Genomic DNA, 19,036 nt, shown 5'->3' on the forward strand with positions numbered 1-19,036 from the left:
GATCATGGGTTTGTTCGATAAATTGAAATCTCTGGTTTCTGATGATAAAAAAGACACCGGAACTATTGAGATTGTTGCCCCGCTCTCTGGCGAGATCGTCAACATTGAAGACGTGCCGGATGTAGTTTTTGCGGAAAAAATTGTGGGTGATGGCATTGCTATCAAACCTACTGGCAACAAAATGGTTGCGCCGGTAGATGGTACCATCGGTAAAATTTTTGAAACCAACCATGCTTTTTCAATCGAATCTGATAGCGGCATTGAACTGTTCGTTCACTTCGGTATTGATACCGTTGAGCTGAAAGGCGAAGGCTTCAAACGTATCGCCGAAGAAGGCCAGCGTGTGAAAGTCGGCGACCCGGTTATCGAATTCGATCTGCCGCTGCTGGAAGAGAAAGCCAAGTCAACCCTGACTCCGGTTGTTATCTCCAACATGGACGAGATCAAAGAGCTGATCAAACTGTCCGGTAGCGTAACCGTGGGTGAAACACCGGTTATCCGCATCAAGAAGTAATTCTTGCCGCAGAAGAATGGCGCCTCTCGGGCGCCATTTTTTTATCTCGCCGCTTTAAACGGCCGATAGCACTTCTCCCGCGAAAGTATTTTCATCCCTTCCGGGCCGCTTTCCAGAATCCGCTTCTCGCTGTCAGAAACCTGTAAATCACACTGATATCCGCCAACGGCGCCAAATAAAGATCCCACTTCGCAGACATCCTCAAGGGCTTCGCTGCCGGTGGTCTCAAAATGGCCGACGACTCTTCCCTGCTGACGCACCACTAAACGATAGCTCTTCATTCTCCCTCCCTATGCGGCGGAAGAATGAGCTCATCGCAGCCCTGTTCATTGGTCCAGGTCATAACCGCCAGCACCCGCTGCGCGGCAGCGTGGGCGGCCTCGCCCAGCGGCATTCCGCATACCAGACCGCTCGCCAGCTCGGCGCAAAAAAGGTCGCCCGTTCCCTTCAGATCGGTTTCAACGCGCGGATGTTCAACCACCTCGACCGACTGCGCGCTAACCACCAGCACGTTGATCGTGGCGCTATTTTCTCCCGGCGCGCTGGTGATAACGACCCATTTCAGTGAATCAGAGAGCAGACTACGGGCGGCAATAATCGCCTCCTGCTGATTATGGCAAGGCAGACCGCTTAGCGTCTCCAGCTCAAACAGATTGGGCGTGATCCCCTGCGCCAGCGGGAGCAAATGCGTACGATAGGCTTCAGGGATCTCGGCCTTGACGTAAATACCGCTATCCACATCGCCAATGACGGGATCAACGAGAATACACAGTTCAGGATGCTGCTCGCGAATGCGCAGCAGCCATTGCGCCAGACGCTTAATCTGCACGGCGCTGCCCATATAGCCGGTCGTTACCGCCCGCAGCTCGCGCAGGGCGTCACGCTCCTCCAGCGCCTTTAAATAGCCGGCAAACCACTCTTCCGGGATAACGCCGCCATAGTAAGTATCATAGTGCGGCGTATTGCTGAACAGCACCGTCGGCACCGCGATGACCCGCAGGCCGTGCTGCTTTATAGCCGGTATCGCAATACTGTTGCCTACGCTGCCGTAGACCACCTGCGACTGCACGGCCACAATATCGACCTGAAGCGCCCGACTTTTATCGTTGAAGAGCACCGATTGTATTTCATCTTGCTGGCCCATCCTTTCTCCCCCCGCTGGACAGCGGGTCATACTCTGATTATCATTCGTCCTATGCTAAAATTCATTTTGTCATAGGTCAATAATGATCGTTGGAAAAACTGCCAGTGAGATCTTCGATAGCATCCGCCATCTGGTACAAAGCGGCGTACTCAAGCCTGGCGATGTTTTACCGCCGGTCCGCGAGCTGGCGGGCAAGCTGTCGGTTAACCGCAATACCGTCGCTGCCGCCTATAAGCGACTGGTGACCTCTGGCCTGGCTATCAGCCAGGGGCGTAATGGTACCGCCATTAAAACCCATAATACCCTGCCCGCCCTTGAAGGTGGCGATCCCTCTTCGCCGCTGAAGGATATCTCCAGCGGCAATCCCGACCCCGCTCGCCTGGCAAACCTCAAGCACTATCTCGGCGCAATTGCGCCAGCGCCTCGCCTGTACGGCGATGCGGCGGTTGAACCACGGCTGGCCGCGTGGGCCAGCCGCTGGGTTAACAACGATGTGAACCTGGATGCCGATATTAACCTTGCCAGCGGCGCTGTCGATGCGCTTGAGCGCCTGCTGTGCGCCCTGCTGCTGCCCGGCGATAGCGTGGCCATCGAAGACCCCTGCTTTCTCAGCAGCATCAATATGCTGCGCTACGCCGGTTTTAGCCCTTCGCCGGTACCGGTCGACGGGGAAGGCATGCAGCCTGGGGCCCTTGAAGAGGCGCTGAGCAACGGCGCCCGGGCGGTCATTATTACCCCGCGCGCGCACAATCCGACCGGCTGTAGCCTCAGCGAATCCCGCGCCCGGGCAATACGCGAAATACTGGCCCGCTATCCGCAGGTTCTGGTGATTGTTGACGACCATTTCGCGCTGCTCTCCGCCACGCCCTGGTACTCCCCTATCGCCGCGGAAAGTCAGCGTTGGGCGCTGGTACGCTCCCTGTCAAAAACCCTGGGACCAGATTTGCGTCTGGCCATCGTCGCCAGCGACGCTGACACGTCGGCGGCGCTGCGACTGAGGCTTAATTCCGGTAGCCAATGGGTCAGCCATCTGTTGCAGGATCTGGTCATCGCCTGCCTTAACGACAACACCTTTATGGCCTCTCTGGCGGAAACCCGGCGCCACTATCGTCAGCAGCATGAAAAGCTGATTGCCGCCCTCGCCAGCCGCGGAATCACCCATCTGACGCCGGGAGACGGCCTTAATTTTTGGTTCCCGCTGGAAGAGCCGAGCCAGCCGGTAGCGCTCCGTCTGGCGCACGCCGGCTGGCTGGTTCGCGAAGGCGAAACGTTCGGCATTCGCGCCCCTTCGCACGGGCTGAGGCTGTCGCTTGCGACGCTCAGCGACAATGAAATGAATAAGCTCGCCAATGACTTATACCAGATATTACAACAACAGTGACGGGAGTTAACGCTATGCAGATCCACTTTATCGTCCATGAAGTCTTTGAAGCGCCGGGAGCTTACCTGCACTGGGCGCAGGCGCGCGGCTACGGTATCAGCTGGTCGCGGGTATACGCGGGGGACAGGCTACCGGAAAACGCCAACGCTTTTGATATGCTGGTTGTGCTCGGCGGTCCGCAGTCGCCGCGCACGACATTATCTGAGTGCCCCTGGTTTGATAGCCACGCCGAGCAGCGTTTGATTGCGCAGGCCATTGCCGCAGGACGGATCGTGGTAGGGATATGCCTGGGCTCGCAGCTTATCGGTGAAGCGCTGGGCGCGCCGGTCATGCAAAGTCCGGAAAAAGAGGTGGGTCACTATCCCATCACGCTCACCACCGCGGGCCTGCAGGATGACAAACTGGCCCATTTTGGCCCCTCGCTGGTCGTCGGCCACTGGCATAACGATATGCCAGGCCTGACCCCGGAGGCGGAAGTGATGGCCTCCAGCGAAGGCTGCCCGCGGCAAATTGTGAAATACAGCGACCGGGTTTATGGCTTCCAGTGCCACATGGAGTTTGATGCTGAGGTCATTGAGCTGCTGATCGCCCATTCGCAGCAGGAGCTTAGCGCCGCCAGAGGCAGGCGTTTCATTCGTAGTGAACAGGAGATGCGTGCCTGGGATTATCGCGAAATGAATGAGAAGCTATGGGCGTTTCTTGATAAGCTGACGGCAAAGTAAGCAAAAGGCTTTTATTAAAGCCCGACAATTTAAGGATCGCCAGAAATGCCCAATCCCAACCCACAGCTTAAAGCCGCCATCGAAGCCTGCGATCGCGCTATCTCCCAGGAGGATTACGCGACACTGATGGAGTATTACGCTGATGACGCCGCGCTGGTCGTCAAGCCAGGCATGGTGGTGCGGGGCAAAGAAAATATCCGCAACGCGTTTATCGCCATTGCCGACTATTTCCAGCACCGGCTGGTGGTGACGCAGGGAAAAATGGAGATTATCGAAGGCGGCGGCAATGCGCTGGTGATTATGGAAACCCGGCTGGATATCCCGACGGCGGAAGCCGGGATAACACAGGTCACGCGGCGCGCAACCTATGTCTTTCGTCAGCAGGGTGAACGCTGGCTCTGCACCGTGGATAACTCCTACGGTACGGACCTGCTCGACGCGCCCGAGGTTTAAATTCCCGCGCCCTGGGTAAAGTGCTCTTCGCCAAATACGCCGGTAGAAAGGTAGCGATCGCCGCGATCGCAAACGATCGCCACCACTACCGCGCCAGGATTTTCACCCGCCACACGTAGCGCGCCCGCCACCGCGCCGCCGGAACTGACGCCGCAGAAAATCCCCTCCTTCACCGCCAGCATCCGCATGGTGTTTTCGGCATCCTGTTGATGGATATCGAGCACCGCGTCCACCAGCTGCGCGTTAAAAATGCCCGGCATATATTCGGCAGGCCAGCGGCGAATTCCGGGAATACTGCTCCCCTCTTCCGGCTGCAGCCCCACGATGCTCACCGCTTTATCCTGCTCGCGCAGAAAACGCGATACGCCGGTAATGGTGCCGGTGGTACCCATGCTGGAGACAAAATGGGTGATCCGCCCGTCGGTCTGCTGCCAGATTTCCGGCCCGGTAGTGGTGTAGTGCGCGTACGGGTTGTCCGGGTTGTTGAACTGATCGAGCAGCTTGCCTTCGCCGCGCTGCGCCATGGCTAACGCTAAGTCACGCGCGCCTTCCATTCCCTGCTCTTTGGTGACCAGAATCAGCTCCGCACCGTAGGCGCGCATGGCGGCACGGCGCTCCTGGCTCATGTTGTCCGGCATCAGCAGCTTCATCTGATAGCCTTTAAGCGCGGCGATCATCGCCAGCGCAATGCCGGTGTTGCCGCTGGTCGCTTCAATCAGCACATCACCGGGTTTAATCTCTCCGCGCTTTTCGGCCTCGACAATCATCGACAGGGCCGCCCTGTCTTTCACCGACCCCGCCGGATTGTTGCCTTCAAGTTTGACCCAGATTTCGCTGCCGTTGTCCGGCCCCATGCGCTGCAGTTTGACCAGAGGCGTGTTGCCGATTGTTTGTTCTAATGTATTCACGGTTTTGCCCAATAAAAAGCCCGGTAAGCATTACGCCACCGGGCGAAAAACATACGCGATAACCTATCAGGCTGACTCAGCCAGAGCAATATCCTCGCGCGTCTCAATGCGTTCCTTCCCGTGATAAATACGGGCATGCTGCAGACCGACAAACAGGCGCTCTCCCCGGTGCGGCGGGACGTCGTCGCGCATGACCACGGTCAGCGGCTCGGTATACCAGCCCAGCGGTTGTACCACCAATTGCGTGTAGTGACCTTTAGGGCTAGCTTCCAGCACCTGCACCGGCAGCGGTGAATCGAGGCTGGTTCGGCGGCTCACGTCAACTTCCCACGGACGCAGGAACAGATCGACCGGCCCCTGATGCGCGGAGGTATAGCCCAGCGGCCAGCGGTGCGCGCCCACGTGGAATTGTCCGCCGCGAATGGTGCCCTGCAGACGGTTCACCTCGCCCATAAATTCCAGCACAAAGCGGGTCGCCGGTTCGCGCCAGAGCTGCTCCGGCTCGTCAACCTGCTCAATGTTGCCCTGGCTCATCACTACCACGCGGTCGGCAACTTCCATCGCCTCTTCCTGATCGTGGGTGACGAAGACGCTGGTGAACTTCAGCTCTTCATGCAGCTGACGCAGCCAGCGACGCAGCTCTTTACGCACCTGGGCGTCCAGCGCGCCGAAGGGTTCATCCAGCAGCAGTATCTGCGGTTCAACGGCTAACGCACGCGCCAGCGCCACGCGCTGCTTCTGCCCGCCGGAGAGCTGCGCCGGAAAGCGATCCGCCAGATGCGCAAGCTGTACCATCTCCAGCAGTTTGGTCACTTTCGCTTTGATGGCCGCCGCATTCGGGCGCTCGCGGCGCGGCAGCACGGTCAGGCCAAACGCAATATTGTCGAATACGTTCATATGGCGGAACAGCGCGTAATGCTGGAATACAAAGCCCACCTTACGATCCCGGGCATGCAGACGGCTCACGTCGGTGCCATGAAAGCGGATGTGCCCGCTGGTCTGATGCTCAAGCCCGGCGATAATACGCAGCAGCGTGGTTTTACCGGAGCCAGACGGCCCGAGCAGCGCCACCATTTGTCCGGAAGGGATATCCAGCGAGATATCATTCAGCACCTGGGTGCGACCAAAAGACTTCTTAATATTGGCAATCTCAATGCTCATGATTTCCCTCCTGATGCTGACGTTTTTCCTGATTTTCTAAACGCCACTGCACCACACTCTTCAAAAACAGGGTCAAAATAGCCATCAGCGTCAGCAACGCGGCGGCAGTAAAGGAGCCGACAGTATTGTAGTCCTGCTCCAGCAGTTCAATCTGTAGCGGCAGCGACAGGGTTTCACCGCGAATAGAGCCGGAGACGACAGAAACGGCGCCAAACTCGCCAATCGCGCGGGCGTTGGTCAGCACCACGCCGTAAAGCAGCGCCCAGCGGATATTCGGCAGCGTGACGCGGCGGAACATCTGCCAGCCTGACGCGCCCAGCAGCACCGCCGCTTCGTCTTCGTTGCTCCCCTGGCTTAACATCACCGGCACCAGCTCGCGCACCACAAACGGGCAGGTCACAAAGACCGTCACCAGCACCATGCCCGGCCAGGCGAACATGATCTGCAGGTTGTGCTCATCCAGCCAGCCGCCCAGCGGCCCGTTGGAGCCGTAAAAGAGCAGATACACCAGGCCCGCTACCACCGGCGACACGGCAAAAGGAATATCCAGCAGGGTCAGCAGCAGCTGACGTCCCGGGAAGTTAAAGCGCGTCACCAGCCACGCCAGCAGCGTGCCGAACACCAGGTTCACCGGCACGGTGATCAGCGCAATCAGCACGGTCAGCCAGATGGCGTGCAGCATATCCGGGTTCGCCAGGTTTTCCAGCGCGGGCATCAGCCCCTTGCTGAAGGCCTGAACGAAGATATACACCGTCGGCACGACGAGAATAAACGCGGAAACCAGCACGCCCGCACCGATCAGAAACCATTTACCCCAGTTGATGCGGGGCGCATCGTATCGTTTCAATTGCGTAACTTCCGCCATCAGTGACCTACCACACGTCGACCAAAGCGACTTTGCAGAGTGTTAATCGAGTACAGCAGCAGCAGCGAGGCCGCGAGGATCACCGAAGCAATCGCGCTCGCCGCCGGGTAATCAAACTCCTGCAAACGGATAAAAATCATCAGCGAGGTCACTTCCGTTTTCCACGCAATGTTGCCGGCTATAAAAATCACCGCGCCGAACTCACCGAGGCTGCGGGTAAAGGACAGCGCAACGCCCGCCATCAGCGCCGGGGAGAGCTCCGGCAGCACCACCTTGCGAAAGCTCTGCCAGCGCGTGGCGCCCAGGGTTTCCGCCGCCTCTTCATATTCCGGACCCAACTCTTCCAGCACCGGCTGCACGGTACGCACCACAAACGGGATGCTGGTAAAGGCCATGGCCACCGCGATACCGAGCCAGGTATAGGTGACTTTAATATCAAATTTCGCCAGCCACTCGCCGTACAACCCGTTCACGGAGAAGAGCGAGGCGAGGGTTAAGCCGGCAACGGCCGTCGGCAGCGCAAACGGCAAATCCATCAGCGCATCAAGCAGCGTGCGGCCCGGGAAGCGGTAGCGGGTTAAGATCCACGCCATCAGCAGGCCGAACACGCCGTTAAAAATGGAGGCGACAAACGCCGACAGCAGCGTCACTTTATAGGCCGCCACCACCTGCGGGTTGGTCACTACGTCCCAGTACTGCGCCCAGCTCATCTGGGCAAGCTGCATCACCAGCGCGCTGAGCGGCAACAACAGGATCAGGCAGACGAACAGCAGGCTGGTCCCGAGGCTTAAGGTAAAGCCCGGCAGCACGCGTTTAGTCGATACTGCAAACATTACTTACGCCCCGCCGCCAGCAGTTTGTCCAGCTCACCGCCGCTGGCAAAATGGGTTTTCATCACATCAGGCCAGGAGCCAAATTTATCTTCCACGCGGAACAGTTCGGTCTGCGGGAATTTATCTTTCAGTTTGTTCATCACGTCCGGGTTATTCACGCGGTAGTAGTAATCGGTAATGATGGTCTGCGCCTGCGGGCTGTACAGGTAGTTGAGATAGGCTTTTGCCGCTTTCTCGGTACCGTTGGCCTGGACGTTTTTATCCACCCACGCCACCGGGAACTCGGCCAGGATGTTGGTTTTCGGGATAACCACCTCAAAGCCCTGCGCTTCATACTGTTTGCGGATGTTATTCACTTCCGATTCGAAGCTGATCAGCACATCGCCCAGGCCGCGCTCGGCGAAGGTCGTGGTAGCCCCGCGACCGCCGGTATCAAACACTTCGACGTTTTTCAGGAACTGGGTCATGAACTGCTCGGTTTTCGCTTTATCGCCGCCGTCAGCCTTGTCCGCCGCGCCCCACGCCGCTAAATAAGTGTAACGCGCGTTGCCGGAGGTTTTTGGGTTCGGGAAAATCAGCTTCACGTCGGAACGCACTAAGTCATTCCAGTCGTGGATATTCTTCGGGTTGCCTTTACGCACCAGGAAGCCCATGGTGGAGTAAAACGGCGAGCTGTTATTCGGCAGACGGCTTTGCCAGTCGGCGGGGATCAGCTTGCCTTTGTCGTGCAGAATCTGGACATCGGTCACCTGATTGTAGGTCACCACGTCGGCCTTCAGCCCTTGCAGAATCGCCAGCGCCTGTTTTGATGACCCCGCATGAGATTGTTTAATCGTCAGCTTATCGCCGCCGTTATCTTTCGCCCACTGCTGTTCGAACTGCGGGTTAAGGGCGGCAAACAGCTCGCGGGAAACATCGTAGGAACTGTTCAGCAATTCCGTCGCCTGCGCCTGCGCGACCAGCAGCACAGAAGCAGCCAGCGCCAGATATCCTTTTTTTAGTGATTTAACGGCCATTGCGCACCCTTATCAATATGATGATTTTCTGCTGATCATCATATTTATAACGGCTATGAAAGGAGTAACGGTTTTATATACCGTTTGGCGATTTGGAAGTCGAAAAGAGAATAAGGGAATGGCAAAGCTTATCTGAATCACGCATGCAGAACCGGAAAACGTTCGACGCTGCCGGCCGCGCCGAACGGTTCCCTCTCCCACGGGGAGAGGGTTTGGAGGAGATCTTACAGCGCCAGCAGTCTATCCAGCGAAGGCGCGAAGTAGTACCCGCCGGTCACCGGTTTGGTAAAACGCAGCATCGCGTCGCGCTTACCGTCGGTATCGCCGAACATGCTCAGCAGCTGCTGTTCAATATTGTGCAGACGCGCGCAGTAGGCGCAAAAGTAGAGGCCGTGAGTCCCGCTGGCGATACCGTACGGCAGGCTCTGACGCACAATCTTCAGCCCTTTACCTTCTTCTTTCAGATCCACGCGGCTCAGGTGAGAGGTATCCGGACGATCGTCGCCGTCAATCTCTTCGTTGGCTTCTTTGGTACGGCCGATCATCATCTCCTGATCGGGAACGCTCATGCGATTAAGCTGCTTGAGGTTGTGCTCCCAGCGCTGCACAAATACGTAGCTGCCGCCCGCATCGACGCCATCCTGAATCACCGCCACTTCACGGCGGGTCTCTTCCCCCGCCGGGTTTTCAGTACCGTCGACAAAGCCGCTCAGATCGCGCTCTTCAATCCAGCGAAAGCCGTGAATCTCTTCTTTAACATCAATCGCTGCGCCAAAAGCGGACAGGGCCGCCTGAGCGACAGAAAAATTCAGCTCATGCTGCGCGGACAGAATGTGGATTAGCACATCATACTGGGTGGCCGGGGCCAGACCTTTGCCATAGGACGGGAAGTCTTTTAGCTCTTCAGCCCCGACGCCACCGCTTAGCTGACGCCAGACGTTATGGCCAAAAGCGACCACCGCCCCCAGCTTCGCTTCCGGGTATTTCGCCTGAAAGGTGGCTAACTTATCGGCAAACACCTTGCTGGCTTCGCGCAGGGCGTCAACATCGCCTTTGACATTTGCTTCAATCCAAATCGCCGCACGGCAATGTTCCGGCAAAATGCCGCTCTGAACCTGAGACATCGCTCCTCCTGAAATAGTACAACCACAACGCTGTGGCTTTTTAAGGCGCTATTGTACCCGCTTTTTCAGGACCTCGAATCACTTCAGATCAAATTAGCGACGCCAGATAATCTTGCTCACCTTCCAGTTTTTCAGCGTGTCGTCGGAGGGCATTAGCTCATCAGGGCCGCTCCAGTTGCCGGTGAAGGCATAGCTAATATGCTGGCTACCCTCGGCCTTGCACTCCACCACGGCACCGTTATCGTTGCTGCCTTTCTGGCAGTTACCAAACGCTTTGCTGTAGATATCGCTGAACGGGGTACCGATTTTCACGCCGCTGGCGGCCTTGATATTGCTATCGCGCACGTCGATGCGGCTAATAGTCCCGCTCTCGCCGTTGATGGTCAGCGCGACCTTGTCATCTTTTAACGCTTCGAAATAGCGCACAATATTGCCGTTAGCCGTTTTCATGCCGCTGCGCAGGCGGTAGCTGCTGCCGAGCGCGTCGCCGATCGCCTGCTCGCTCAGCGCCGTTGACGCCGTCAGGTTGCCTACGCCCTGTTCGCTCACCTCCATAGAGGAACCAAACCAGTTCCACGGATAAGCCGCCGACCAGTTCACCGAGCTCATCGTTGAGCAGCCGGTTAAAGCCAGCGGTAGTGCGCAGAGAAGTAAACGTAGCGATTTCATGACTGAGTGTCCTTTCTGATGTATTCAACGCAAGTTGGAGTGCGCGATCGGCAAAAAGTGCCGTTAAACCTGTTCTTCGCGAAAACAGGCTTTCAGCCGACGGCTGCTTAACAGCCACCAGAGCGCGTAAAGATCCGCCGCCAGCAGGCCGATGGTCACCGCCGAAGGCGACTCGCCGCTCATCCACAACAGCGGTTGCCAGACCAACAGCAAGAGCTGGGAAAGCACCAGCAGCCAGCGCATCATGGGCCAGAGCCGGGGGAAGCGCTGACGATGCCCGCTAATGATAAACGCCAGCACCGCCGGAATGCCGGGGAGCAATCCCAGCCAAAAATTATCGTGGTCCGGATAAAACAGATTCAGCAGCGCGTCGCCCTGCTGGCGTGACGCGCCGGCCATCAGAAATAGCACCCACGTCCGCGCCTGAAGCAGCAGCACGCACCAAAAGAGAAACGGCAAACGCAGGCGGCCGTGGGTATCGAAATCGGCGGGGATAAACTCAGTATTCTTCATCTTCAATTAAGCGCTTGCCGAGGCACAGCACGTCTGAATGCTCATAGCCAAGGCGTTCGTACATCCCCTGCACCACGTCATTATCTTCGCGAACCATAATATTTATTTTCGGACAGCCGCGGGCGATCAGCTTTTTCTCCAGCCGATTAAGCAGCGCATTAGCAATACCGCGACCGCGATATTCAGGATGCACGCCAAGATAATAGGCAGACCCGCGATGCCCGTCATAACCGCCCATCACCGTGCCAACCACTTCACCGTTAACTTCGGCGACCAGAAACAGGCTGGCATCGTGGTTCAGCTTACGTTCAATATCCATTTCCGGATCGTTCCATGGGCGAAGGAGATCGCAACGCTCCCACAGGGTGATGACCTCTTCGAAATCTTGCTGGCGAAAAACGCGTATCTCCATGGTATTCCCCACCATTGACGGTTAAAAACAGAGATTATGGCGTGATTGTGCCCGATAGCCAATATCAGGCGCAATGAGCCGCAAAAAATGGCATACTATGACTTTGTCATGTATTGAAATGAAAAGTAAAACAATTCTTATTTTGAATGGTCGTATCAGAAAAGACGATACGATATAACATTGGTTACCACTTGTTTGCAATTCAGGCCGAATGAGCACTTTTAAACCATTAAAAATACTTGCTTCGCGCCGCCAGGTGCTGAAAGCCGGGCTGGCAGCAATCACGCTTTCAGGGATCGCCTCACAGGCCAGCGCGAAAGAACAACAGCCATTGAAAACATCCAATGGGCACAGCAAACCCGCAGCGAAGAAAAAAGGCGCCAAACGCGTCGTGATGCTCGACCCGGGCCATGGCGGTATTGATACCGGCGCTATCGGCCATAACGGTTCAAAAGAGAAGCACGTCGTGCTGGCGATCGCTAAAAACGTGCGCAGCATTCTGCGCAGCAACGGCATCGATGCGCGCCTGACGCGCAGCGGCGATACCTTTATTCCGCTCTATGACCGGGTGGAGATCGCCCACCAGCACGGCGCCGATCTTTTTATGTCAATTCACGCCGATGGTTTCACCAACCCGAGCGCGGCCGGCGCTTCCGTTTTCGCCCTTTCCAACCGCGGCGCCAGTAGCGCCATGGCAAAGTATCTCTCGGACCGTGAAAACCGGGCGGATGAAGTGGCCGGCAAGAAAACGACGGATAAAGACCACCTATTGCAGCAAGTGCTGTTCGACCTGGTACAAACTGATACCATCAAAAACAGCCTGACGCTCGGTTCCCATATCCTGAAAAAGATCAAGCCGGTGCACAAGCTGCACAGCCGCAATACCGAGCAGGCGGCGTTTGTGGTGCTGAAATCACCGTCGATTCCGTCGGTGCTGGTAGAAACCTCGTTTATTACCAATCCGAACGAAGAAAAACTGCTCGGCACCACCGCGTTCCGGCAGAAAATCGCCACAGCGATTGCCAACGGCATCATCAGCTATTTCCACTGGTTCGATAACCAGAAAGCCCACTCGAAGAGACGTTAATGAGACCCGATGCGCACCAGGTAAAAGCTTTCCTTCTCCAGCTCCAGGATGCTATCTGCCAAAAGCTCAGCACCGTTGACGGCAGCGAATTCATCGAAGATAGCTGGCTGCGGGAAGGCGGCGGCGGCGGACGCAGCCGGGTGCTGCGCGATGGCGGTATCTTTGAGCAGGCTGGCGTTAACTTTTCGCACGTGCACGGCGAGGCGATGCCGGCCTCCGCAACCGCGCACCGCCCTGAGCTGGCGGGCCGCAGCTTTGAAGCGATGGGCGTCTCGCTGGTCGTGCACCCGCGCAGTCCCTATATCCCCACCAGCCACGCCAACGTGCGCTTCTTTATCGCGGAAAAACCGGGCGCCGAGCCGGTATGGTGGTTCGGCGGCGGCTTCGATTTAACCCCCTACTACGGCTTTGAAGAAGATGCCGTTCACTGGCATCGCACCGCTCGCGACCTGTGCCAGCCCTTCGGCGAAGAGGTTTATCCGCGCTATAAAAAGTGGTGCGACGACTACTTCTTCCTCAAGCATCGTAACGAGCAGCGCGGCATCGGCGGCCTGTTTTTTGATGATTTGAATACCCCGAACTTTGACCATTGTTTCGACTTTATGCAGGCGGTGGGCAATGGCTTCACCGATGCGTATCTGCCCATTGTCGAGCGGCGTAAAGAGAGGGTCTGGGGCGAGCGCGAACGCGCTTTTCAGCTCTACCGCCGCGGGCGCTACGTGGAGTTCAACCTGGTGTGGGATCGCGGTACCCTGTTCGGCCTGCAAACCGGCGGCCGCACCGAATCCATTCTGATGTCGATGCCGCCGCTGGTGCGCTGGGAATACGACTACCAGCCGGAAGCGGGCAGCCCGGAAGCGGCGCTGAGCGAGTTTATTCAGGTGCGCGATTGGGTTTAACGTTGCCTGATAGTGTGGTTCGCAGGCCAGATACGGCGCTGTTTTGCCTGATGGCGCTACGCTTTTCAGGCCTGCGATGACGGCGCGAATCGCCATCCGCTAAATAGATCGTCATCACGCCCACTGCCGCATCCGCTGATGCAGCGTCAGCGACGGTTTCTCGGCGAACAGCTGCTGATAATCGGTAGCGAACTGGCCCAGGTGCCAGAATCCCCACTGCATCGCCGCATCCTTAACCGTCGTGCTCTGCGACCACGGGCTAATCAGCTCCCGGCGCACCGCGTTTAAACGAATGCGCTTCAGCCAGGCGTTCGGCCCGATCCCCAGAATGGCGTGAAAGGCGTTTTGCAGCGTACGGCGGCTGACGTGCAGCTGCTGACATAAATCGAGAACCGTCAGCGGCTCCGACATATTCTCCAGCACGTACTCCCGCGCCCGGGAAAGCAGACGCCGATAGCTCTGGTGGCTAATGCTCTCGGCGGTAATCATCGGCTGCGCCTCCTCCAGCATCGCCCCCATCGCCAGCAGGAGATTATCGCCCAACACCTTACGCACCGCGGGCTGATGAAGGTTCTCCGGATTCTCGCTAAACGTCGCCAGCGCCTGCTGCACAAAGCCCCACAGCGCCGCCTTGTGCTCCTCTTTGACCTCCAGCGCCGACTGGTTACGCAGCATATGCAGCACCCGCTCCGGGTGATGCAGGAAGCTGGCCTGGCGGGAAATGACATCCTCCGAGATCACTACGCCCAGAATGGTGTAATCATCCGGCGTGCTGAGCTCAAACTCGGTGCCGCCGGGTCGGGTGGCGATTTCGGCGCTGCCGAGGCACTGTGAGCCAATAAACCCCTGCTCGCCGCGGGTTGCCGGAATACCGAACCAGAAGGAGTTCGGCCACACCAGGCAGGACTGACGCAGCGCCAGGCCGGTATATTCGCGAAAGACCTGAATATCATCGAGCAGGATTTCGGTAAATTCACCGTGAAATTTCCCCGGATGCAGCTGATCGTAAATCTGCTGCCAGGCGGTAATCGTCAGGGCATGTTCATAGACATCGGTGGTCCGCCGCTGATGGACGTTGTCCACCTCGACCATCGGCGTCAGTTTAACGTCTTCGGGTAATGCTTCATGATAAAGATGGTGCAGGTTGGCCGGTTTTTTCTTTTTCATGATCTGATAAACCGGGAGCGCTTTCGCGTTCCCGGCACCTCCGACTGGTTAATTTTTTAAGCGATAGCGACTACTGCGTTTACGCAACGCTCCGGTAGAAAAGAGCTGCTCCAGCGCCTTCCTGGCCTCTTCAAGCGACCAGCCGAAATGGGCGGCCACCTCCCCTGCCGTCATTCCCTGACGCGTCGAAGAGAGCAGCGTCAGCAAGGGTTCTGAGGATTCCACGACCACCGGCGGCTCCGGCGTTTGCGGCAGCCGTTGAAAACCGGCGATCAGCCGCTGGGTATCCTCTTCCGGGCGTCCAATCTCCCGACGGCTGATAACGCGCCCCGTACGCTGCGCCGCAGCGCTGCCGGCATCCAGCGCCGCCCGGCACGCCGCCAGGTCGCCTTCCACCACCAGCGTCAGCCTGCCGGGGTCAAGAACCTCATGGCTGAGCAGCCGCACGTTGGCCGCCTTCAGCATCGCATCCGCCGCGTCAACGGCGGCCACCATGCCGTCCACTTCCAGTAATCCCAGGGCGTTGATCATCGCTTCCCCCTTACGCGCGCTGGATTGGATGACGGGCAATATCCAGAACGGCATCGGTAAAGGCGTTACAGGCGGCTTTACAGGCGGCCTGGCTTCCCGTCAAAAAGGCGGCGGAATAGTTGGTTTCCGACGGCGGCGGCACGTAGGTCACCAGCTGCACGTCGGCCGATTTCATTGCCGCATCGATACCGAAGGTCGCCTCCAGCGGCGGCGCCACCAGATAAGCGATCGGATCGCCCAGCGCAATGCCGGAGGTAGACGAGAGATAAGAGCCGGTACGCGACACCACGTGCGCCAGAAACGCCGTATCTTCGGCATCGTTGGCCCACTGGAACGCGGCCCCAGTTTCGATATGCGCCACCATCGCATCCAGACCGGCGCGCACTTCCGCCGGGTTCGGGCCGCCCAGCATAATCAGCACTTCACCTGCGGTTGGCGAAGGGCCGTGGGCCGCGCCGGCGTAAAGAGAACGACCGTAGACCACTTCCACCATCGCCTGTTTTGTCGCTTCGTCAGCGGCAATATAAGTCACATCATCCGAATCCGCCGTGATGAGTCCGAGGCTACGTATATGTGGCGGTAATTTAAGCTCGCGGGCAAAGCCGTCATTCACTGAGGCAATCACGCGCATGGCCGTCACCGAAGGGCGAATTAAATCTAATGCAGGCATGATGCCTCCTTACCGAGTCATGTTGATGCCGGAAGCCTTCTGCTCCAGCATGCGTTTGGCCAAATCGACAATCACCGCCGCGGCTTCTACCGGGGGCGTACCGCCCTGGTGAATATTGGAAATACAGGTCCTGTCCGCTTCGACGGTGGTCGCCACGCGCGGCGAATACACGGCGTAACAGGAGAGGCTTTCCGACTGCCCCAGCCCCGGACGTTCGCCTACCAGCAGGATGACCACCTTCGCGCCGAGAATTTCGCCAATCTGATCTTCAATTTTGACCCGCCCGTAGCGGACGAAGAACGGCGTACCGACCTTCAGTCCGGCCTGCTTCAGGCCCGACAGCAGCGGCGGCAGGATCTCTTCATAGTTGACGGTAATCGCGTCGGTAGAGAGGCCATCGGATACCACCACCTGAACGTCAGGATTCGCCACGCACTGCGCCTTCAGCGCCTCAATAGCCTCCGGACTCAGCCGACGGCCCATATCCGGGCGCGTCAGGTAGAGGTTTTTGTCGCTAATTTCGGAGCGCAACTCCAGCAATCCCTGGGTTTTCACCCACTCCTCCGGTACCTCTTTCAGCACCGTATCCTTGGAGCGCGAGTGGTCGGCGAGGAAGCGCAGCAGCGCGAGGGTGCGCGGACGCGGACCGGCGCGGCCGGTACACACGCGCGCCGCGGTGCTGCGCTTCAGTTCGGCCAGCACTTCCGCACGATGCGGCTGCTGCACGCCAATCCAGCCTTTCGCCTCTGGCGAACCTAAATCCAGCACGCAGCTCTCCGCCGCGACCTCGCACCGGCTGGCGCACTTCGTCACCGTCGCCTCAGGCGCTGCTGCTGCCGTCTGCGGTTGTCCCATTGACGCCATCACGCTACGTACAATTTCTTCAATCTGCTTTTGATCCATCATGTGTCATCCCCGCGTCATCAAAAGAACAGTGACGGATCGCCCGCCCGTTGGGTCAGACGACCGTTTGCCATAATGCCCATGGTTTCCAGCCAGCGTTCGAACTCCGGCGACGGCCGTAGATTCAGCAGCTGACGGACGGTAGCGGTATCGTGAAACGCGGTGGTCTGATAGTTGAGCATGATGTCGTCGCCGAGCGGCATGCCCATGATGTAGTTGCAGCCGGCGGTGGCGAGCAGAATCATCAGGTTTTCATTGAGGTTCTGGTCGGCGTCGGCATGATTGGTGTAGCAGCAGTCGCAGCCCATCGAGATGCCGCTCAGCTTGCCCATAAAGTGATCTTCGAGACCGGCGCGAATAATCTGCCGATCGTTATAGAGGTACTCCGGCCCGATAAAGCCCACCACGGTATTGACGAGGAACGGATCGTAGTGCCGCGCCAGGCCATAGTTGCGCGCCTCCATCGTCACCTGGTCGGCGCCGAAGTTCGCGCCGGCCGACAGCGCCGAGCCCTGCCCGGTTTCAAAGTACAGGCAGTTCTCCCCGGCGATACGGTTAAACTCGGCGCCGACCGCCCGCGCTTCATCGAGCATCGCCAGCTCCACGCCGAACTCTTTTAGCCCCTTTTCGCTGCCGCAGATGCTCTGGAAAATAAGCCCCCCCGGGGCGCCGCGACGGATCGCTTCAATCTGGGTGGTGACGTGCGCCAGCACGCAGCCCTGGGTCGGGATATTAAACTTGTCGATAACGCCGTAGACGGTATCGAGGACGCGGGTCAGGTTCTCCACGTCATCGGTTACCGGGTTAACGCCGATCACCGCATCGCCCGCGCCGAACGAGAGCCCTTCGTAGATTTGCGCGGCAATGCTCTGCACGTCATCGCGGGTATCGTTCGGCTGCAGGCGGCAGCTAAAGGTGCCCGGCAGGCCGATGGTGGTGTTGGCTTTTTTAATCACCGGCATTTTCTTCGCGCCGTAGATCAGGTCGGCGTTGGAGCAGACCTTCGCCACCGCCGCCACCACTTCTGAGGTCAGCCCTTTGCGCACAAACGCGATGTCATCGCTGGTGACCTCATCGTTAAGCACGTATTCGCGCAGGTCGCTGATAGTCCAGTTTTTAATCCGCTGATAGGCGGTTTCGTTGACGTCATCCTGAATCAGGCGCGTCACGCAGTCCTCTTCATAAGGAATCACCGGATTGTTACGAATATCGGCGACCGTCATATCGGAGAGCACCTGCTTCGCCGCCACGCGCTGCTGCGAACTTTCCGCCGCCACCCCCGCCAGCACATCCCCCGAACGCAGTTCGTTGGCTTTAGCCAGCACCTCTTTTACATCCTTAAACTGATAAACATTGCCGAACAATGTGGTCTTTAGTTTCATAAGTCGTTCCCTCAGGAAGGAAATGCGAGTGATTTCACCGTCACCGGCACAACCGATCCGCCAAAAAGAGGCGTANGCGTACAATGTCTTCAATCTGTTTTTGATCCATGATGTGTCATCCCCGCGTCATCAGAAGAACAGTGACGGATCGCCCGCCCGTTTGGTCAGGCGACCATTTGCCATAATGCCCATCGTTTCCAGCCAGCGTTCAAACTCCGGCGACGGCCGCAGGCCCAGCAGCTGGCGCACGGTCGCGGTATCGTGGAAGGCGGTGGTCTGGTAGTTGAGCATGATGTCGTCGCCGAGCGGCATGCCCATGATGTAGTTGCAGCCTGCGGTCGCCAGCAGGATCATCAGGTTTTCGTTGAGGTTCTGGTCGGCATCGGCATGGTTGGTATAGCAGCAGTCGCAGCCCATTGAGATGCCGCTCAGCTTGCCCATAAAGTGGTCTTCCAGTCCGGCGCGAATGATTTGTCGGTCGTTATAGAGGTACTCCGGCCCGATAAAGCCCACCACGGTGTTGACGAGGAACGGATCGTAGTGCCGCGCCAGGCCATAGTTACGCGCTTCCATGGTCACCTGGTCGGCGCCGAAGTTAGCGCCCGCGGAAAGCGCCGAGCCCTGCCCGGTTTCAAAGTAAAGACAGTTCTCCCCGGCGATGCGGTTAAACTCCGCCCCCACC

The 19,036-nt window shown here is 58.0% G+C and carries 22 protein-coding genes and 2 pseudogenes; 6 read left to right on the forward strand and 18 right to left on the reverse strand.

Annotated features, from left to right (window positions below; genetic code table 11):
* The first annotated feature begins 4 nt into the window (after positions 1-4).
* On the forward strand, positions 5-514 hold the full coding sequence (crr, locus tag FQK12_RS26630; RefSeq protein WP_000522253.1) for a PTS glucose transporter subunit IIA: 510 nt from the start codon (positions 5-7) through the stop codon (positions 512-514).
* 41 nt (positions 515-555) lie between these two features.
* On the opposite strand, the gene FQK12_RS26635 is transcribed toward crr, so the two are convergent.
* Positions 556-795 carry a hypothetical protein gene (locus FQK12_RS26635; RefSeq protein WP_004104337.1) on the reverse strand — a complete coding sequence of 80 codons (240 nt, stop codon included), beginning with the start codon at positions 793-795 and terminating at the stop codon, positions 556-558.
* Positions 792-1,658: a pyridoxine/pyridoxal/pyridoxamine kinase gene (gene pdxK / locus FQK12_RS26640; protein ID WP_014230316.1), complete on the reverse strand. Its 867-nt coding sequence runs from the start codon at positions 1,656-1,658 to the stop codon at positions 792-794. The genes FQK12_RS26635 and pdxK overlap by 4 nt, the downstream gene beginning before the upstream one ends.
* Positions 1,659-1,740: 82 nt before the next feature.
* On the opposite strand from pdxK, the gene ptsJ reads away from it, so the two are divergent.
* Genes ptsJ through FQK12_RS26655 form a run of 3 tightly spaced genes read left to right on the forward strand, consistent with a single transcriptional unit; the run spans position 1,741 to position 4,214 of the window.
* A complete protein-coding gene (gene ptsJ, locus FQK12_RS26645) occupies positions 1,741-3,039 on the forward strand; it encodes a transcriptional regulator PtsJ (RefSeq protein WP_014230317.1) in 1,299 nt (432 codons plus the stop codon).
* 14 nt (positions 3,040-3,053) lie between these two features.
* Complete coding sequence (locus tag FQK12_RS26650; RefSeq protein ID WP_009654866.1) at positions 3,054-3,761, forward strand: GMP synthase; 708 nt, start codon at positions 3,054-3,056, stop codon at positions 3,759-3,761.
* A gap of 45 nt (positions 3,762-3,806) precedes the next feature.
* Complete coding sequence (locus FQK12_RS26655; RefSeq protein ID WP_014230318.1) at positions 3,807-4,214, forward strand: YybH family protein; 408 nt, start codon at positions 3,807-3,809, stop codon at positions 4,212-4,214.
* Here the strand turns inward: FQK12_RS26655 and cysM are convergent.
* The 9 genes from cysM to FQK12_RS26700 form a co-directional block, all read right to left on the reverse strand.
* Positions 4,211-5,122, reverse strand: coding sequence for a cysteine synthase CysM (gene cysM, locus FQK12_RS26660; protein WP_014230319.1), 912 nt, complete (start codon positions 5,120-5,122; stop codon positions 4,211-4,213). The two genes, FQK12_RS26655 and cysM, sit on opposite strands and share 4 nt — an antisense overlap.
* A 66-nt stretch (positions 5,123-5,188) precedes the next feature.
* On the reverse strand, positions 5,189-6,283 hold the full coding sequence (gene cysA / locus FQK12_RS26665; protein WP_014230320.1) for a sulfate/thiosulfate ABC transporter ATP-binding protein CysA: 1,095 nt from the start codon (positions 6,281-6,283) through the stop codon (positions 5,189-5,191).
* Positions 6,273-7,148, reverse strand: coding sequence for a sulfate/thiosulfate ABC transporter permease CysW (gene cysW, locus FQK12_RS26670; protein ID WP_014230321.1), 876 nt, complete (start codon positions 7,146-7,148; stop codon positions 6,273-6,275). The genes cysA and cysW overlap by 11 nt, the downstream gene beginning before the upstream one ends.
* The gene (gene cysT, locus FQK12_RS26675; protein ID WP_004123378.1) at positions 7,148-7,981 is read right to left on the reverse strand and encodes a sulfate/thiosulfate ABC transporter permease CysT; all 834 of its coding nucleotides are present in this window, start codon (positions 7,979-7,981) and stop codon (positions 7,148-7,150) included. The genes cysW and cysT overlap by 1 nt, the downstream gene beginning before the upstream one ends.
* The gene (gene cysP, locus FQK12_RS26680) at positions 7,981-8,997 is read right to left on the reverse strand and encodes a thiosulfate/sulfate ABC transporter substrate-binding protein CysP (RefSeq protein ID WP_014230322.1); all 1,017 of its coding nucleotides are present in this window, start codon (positions 8,995-8,997) and stop codon (positions 7,981-7,983) included. Before cysP ends, cysT begins: the two co-directional genes overlap by 1 nt.
* 224 nt (positions 8,998-9,221) lie before the next feature.
* Complete coding sequence (locus FQK12_RS26685; RefSeq protein WP_014230323.1) at positions 9,222-10,121, reverse strand: Dyp-type peroxidase; 900 nt, start codon at positions 10,119-10,121, stop codon at positions 9,222-9,224.
* A 93-nt stretch (positions 10,122-10,214) separates the two neighbouring features.
* The gene (locus FQK12_RS26690; protein ID WP_014230324.1) at positions 10,215-10,790 is read right to left on the reverse strand and encodes an RpoE-regulated lipoprotein; all 576 of its coding nucleotides are present in this window, start codon (positions 10,788-10,790) and stop codon (positions 10,215-10,217) included.
* 63 nt (positions 10,791-10,853) lie between these two features.
* Complete coding sequence (locus FQK12_RS26695; RefSeq protein WP_004853030.1) at positions 10,854-11,303, reverse strand: DUF2919 domain-containing protein; 450 nt, start codon at positions 11,301-11,303, stop codon at positions 10,854-10,856.
* Positions 11,290-11,715 (reverse strand): GNAT family acetyltransferase, encoded by a 426-nt coding sequence (locus tag FQK12_RS26700; RefSeq protein WP_004853033.1) that lies wholly within the window; start codon positions 11,713-11,715, stop codon positions 11,290-11,292. The genes FQK12_RS26695 and FQK12_RS26700 overlap by 14 nt, the downstream gene beginning before the upstream one ends.
* A gap of 211 nt (positions 11,716-11,926) precedes the next feature.
* Here FQK12_RS26700 and amiA point away from each other — a divergent pair, with 211 nt between their 5' ends.
* Together amiA and hemF are read left to right on the forward strand one after the other, a co-directional pair.
* Positions 11,927-12,802 (forward strand): N-acetylmuramoyl-L-alanine amidase AmiA, encoded by an 876-nt coding sequence (gene amiA, locus FQK12_RS26705; protein WP_004870750.1) that lies wholly within the window; start codon positions 11,927-11,929, stop codon positions 12,800-12,802.
* Positions 12,802-13,701 (forward strand): oxygen-dependent coproporphyrinogen oxidase, encoded by a 900-nt coding sequence (gene hemF / locus FQK12_RS26710; RefSeq protein ID WP_014230325.1) that lies wholly within the window; start codon positions 12,802-12,804, stop codon positions 13,699-13,701. Before amiA ends, hemF begins: the two co-directional genes overlap by 1 nt.
* 114 nt (positions 13,702-13,815) lie before the next feature.
* Here hemF and eutR read toward each other — a convergent pair whose 3' ends face one another.
* From eutR to eutB (FQK12_RS26740), 7 genes and pseudogenes are all read right to left on the reverse strand, one after another.
* Positions 13,816-14,868, reverse strand: coding sequence for an HTH-type transcriptional regulator EutR (eutR, locus tag FQK12_RS26715; RefSeq protein ID WP_025106630.1), 1,053 nt, complete (start codon positions 14,866-14,868; stop codon positions 13,816-13,818).
* A 48-nt stretch (positions 14,869-14,916) separates the two neighbouring features.
* Positions 14,917-15,399 carry an ethanolamine utilization microcompartment protein EutK gene (gene eutK, locus FQK12_RS26720; RefSeq protein WP_014230327.1) on the reverse strand — a complete coding sequence of 161 codons (483 nt, stop codon included), beginning with the start codon at positions 15,397-15,399 and terminating at the stop codon, positions 14,917-14,919.
* 10 nt (positions 15,400-15,409) lie between these two features.
* The gene (gene eutL / locus FQK12_RS26725; protein ID WP_004853042.1) at positions 15,410-16,069 is read right to left on the reverse strand and encodes an ethanolamine utilization microcompartment protein EutL; all 660 of its coding nucleotides are present in this window, start codon (positions 16,067-16,069) and stop codon (positions 15,410-15,412) included.
* 9 nt (positions 16,070-16,078) lie between these two features.
* Positions 16,079-16,972 (reverse strand): ethanolamine ammonia-lyase subunit EutC, encoded by an 894-nt coding sequence (gene eutC / locus FQK12_RS26730; protein WP_014230328.1) that lies wholly within the window; start codon positions 16,970-16,972, stop codon positions 16,079-16,081.
* A 20-nt stretch (positions 16,973-16,992) separates the two neighbouring features.
* A complete protein-coding gene (eutB, locus tag FQK12_RS26735) occupies positions 16,993-18,354 on the reverse strand; it encodes an ethanolamine ammonia-lyase subunit alpha (protein WP_004104373.1) in 1,362 nt (453 codons plus the stop codon).
* A gap of 11 nt (positions 18,355-18,365) precedes the next feature.
* A pseudogene (locus FQK12_RS28065) lies at positions 18,366-18,428 on the reverse strand (hypothetical protein); the annotation flags it as partial.
* A 55-nt stretch (positions 18,429-18,483) separates the two neighbouring features.
* Positions 18,484-19,036 (reverse strand): annotated as a pseudogene (gene eutB, locus FQK12_RS26740) (ethanolamine ammonia-lyase subunit alpha); the annotation flags it as partial.

This window comes from Klebsiella sp. ME-303 (assembly GCF_007910085.1).
Lineage (GTDB): Bacteria > Pseudomonadota > Gammaproteobacteria > Enterobacterales > Enterobacteriaceae > Klebsiella > Klebsiella michiganensis.

What these genes read in the sequence shown, in the direction of transcription:
- FQK12_RS26700 (WP_004853033.1), bottom strand. Translation starts at nt 11,715, where the DNA reads ATGGAGATACGCGTTTTTCGCCAGCAAGATTTCGAAGAGGTCATCACC.
- FQK12_RS26695 (WP_004853030.1), bottom strand. Translation starts at nt 11,303, where the DNA reads ATGAAGAATACTGAGTTTATCCCCGCCGATTTCGATACCCACGGCCGC.
- FQK12_RS26650 (WP_009654866.1), top strand. Translation starts at nt 3,054, where the DNA reads ATGCAGATCCACTTTATCGTCCATGAAGTCTTTGAAGCGCCGGGAGCT.
- FQK12_RS26655 (WP_014230318.1), top strand. Translation starts at nt 3,807, where the DNA reads ATGCCCAATCCCAACCCACAGCTTAAAGCCGCCATCGAAGCCTGCGAT.
- cysW (WP_014230321.1), bottom strand. Translation starts at nt 7,148, where the DNA reads ATGGCGGAAGTTACGCAATTGAAACGATACGATGCGCCCCGCATCAAC.
- eutK (WP_014230327.1), bottom strand. Translation starts at nt 15,399, where the DNA reads ATGATCAACGCCCTGGGATTACTGGAAGTGGACGGCATGGTGGCCGCC.
- eutC (WP_014230328.1), bottom strand. Translation starts at nt 16,972, where the DNA reads ATGGATCAAAAGCAGATTGAAGAAATTGTACGTAGCGTGATGGCGTCA.
- crr (WP_000522253.1), top strand. Translation starts at nt 5, where the DNA reads ATGGGTTTGTTCGATAAATTGAAATCTCTGGTTTCTGATGATAAAAAA.
- ptsJ (WP_014230317.1), top strand. Translation starts at nt 1,741, where the DNA reads ATGATCGTTGGAAAAACTGCCAGTGAGATCTTCGATAGCATCCGCCAT.
- pdxK (WP_014230316.1), bottom strand. Translation starts at nt 1,658, where the DNA reads ATGGGCCAGCAAGATGAAATACAATCGGTGCTCTTCAACGATAAAAGT.
- eutR (WP_025106630.1), bottom strand. Translation starts at nt 14,868, where the DNA reads ATGAAAAAGAAAAAACCGGCCAACCTGCACCATCTTTATCATGAAGCA.
- eutB (WP_004104373.1), bottom strand. Translation starts at nt 18,354, where the DNA reads ATGAAACTAAAGACCACATTGTTCGGCAATGTTTATCAGTTTAAGGAT.
- cysA (WP_014230320.1), bottom strand. Translation starts at nt 6,283, where the DNA reads ATGAGCATTGAGATTGCCAATATTAAGAAGTCTTTTGGTCGCACCCAG.
- FQK12_RS26635 (WP_004104337.1), bottom strand. Translation starts at nt 795, where the DNA reads ATGAAGAGCTATCGTTTAGTGGTGCGTCAGCAGGGAAGAGTCGTCGGC.
- cysT (WP_004123378.1), bottom strand. Translation starts at nt 7,981, where the DNA reads ATGTTTGCAGTATCGACTAAACGCGTGCTGCCGGGCTTTACCTTAAGC.
- FQK12_RS26690 (WP_014230324.1), bottom strand. Translation starts at nt 10,790, where the DNA reads ATGAAATCGCTACGTTTACTTCTCTGCGCACTACCGCTGGCTTTAACC.
- cysP (WP_014230322.1), bottom strand. Translation starts at nt 8,997, where the DNA reads ATGGCCGTTAAATCACTAAAAAAAGGATATCTGGCGCTGGCTGCTTCT.
- hemF (WP_014230325.1), top strand. Translation starts at nt 12,802, where the DNA reads ATGAGACCCGATGCGCACCAGGTAAAAGCTTTCCTTCTCCAGCTCCAG.
- amiA (WP_004870750.1), top strand. Translation starts at nt 11,927, where the DNA reads ATGAGCACTTTTAAACCATTAAAAATACTTGCTTCGCGCCGCCAGGTG.
- FQK12_RS26685 (WP_014230323.1), bottom strand. Translation starts at nt 10,121, where the DNA reads ATGTCTCAGGTTCAGAGCGGCATTTTGCCGGAACATTGCCGTGCGGCG.
- eutL (WP_004853042.1), bottom strand. Translation starts at nt 16,069, where the DNA reads ATGCCTGCATTAGATTTAATTCGCCCTTCGGTGACGGCCATGCGCGTG.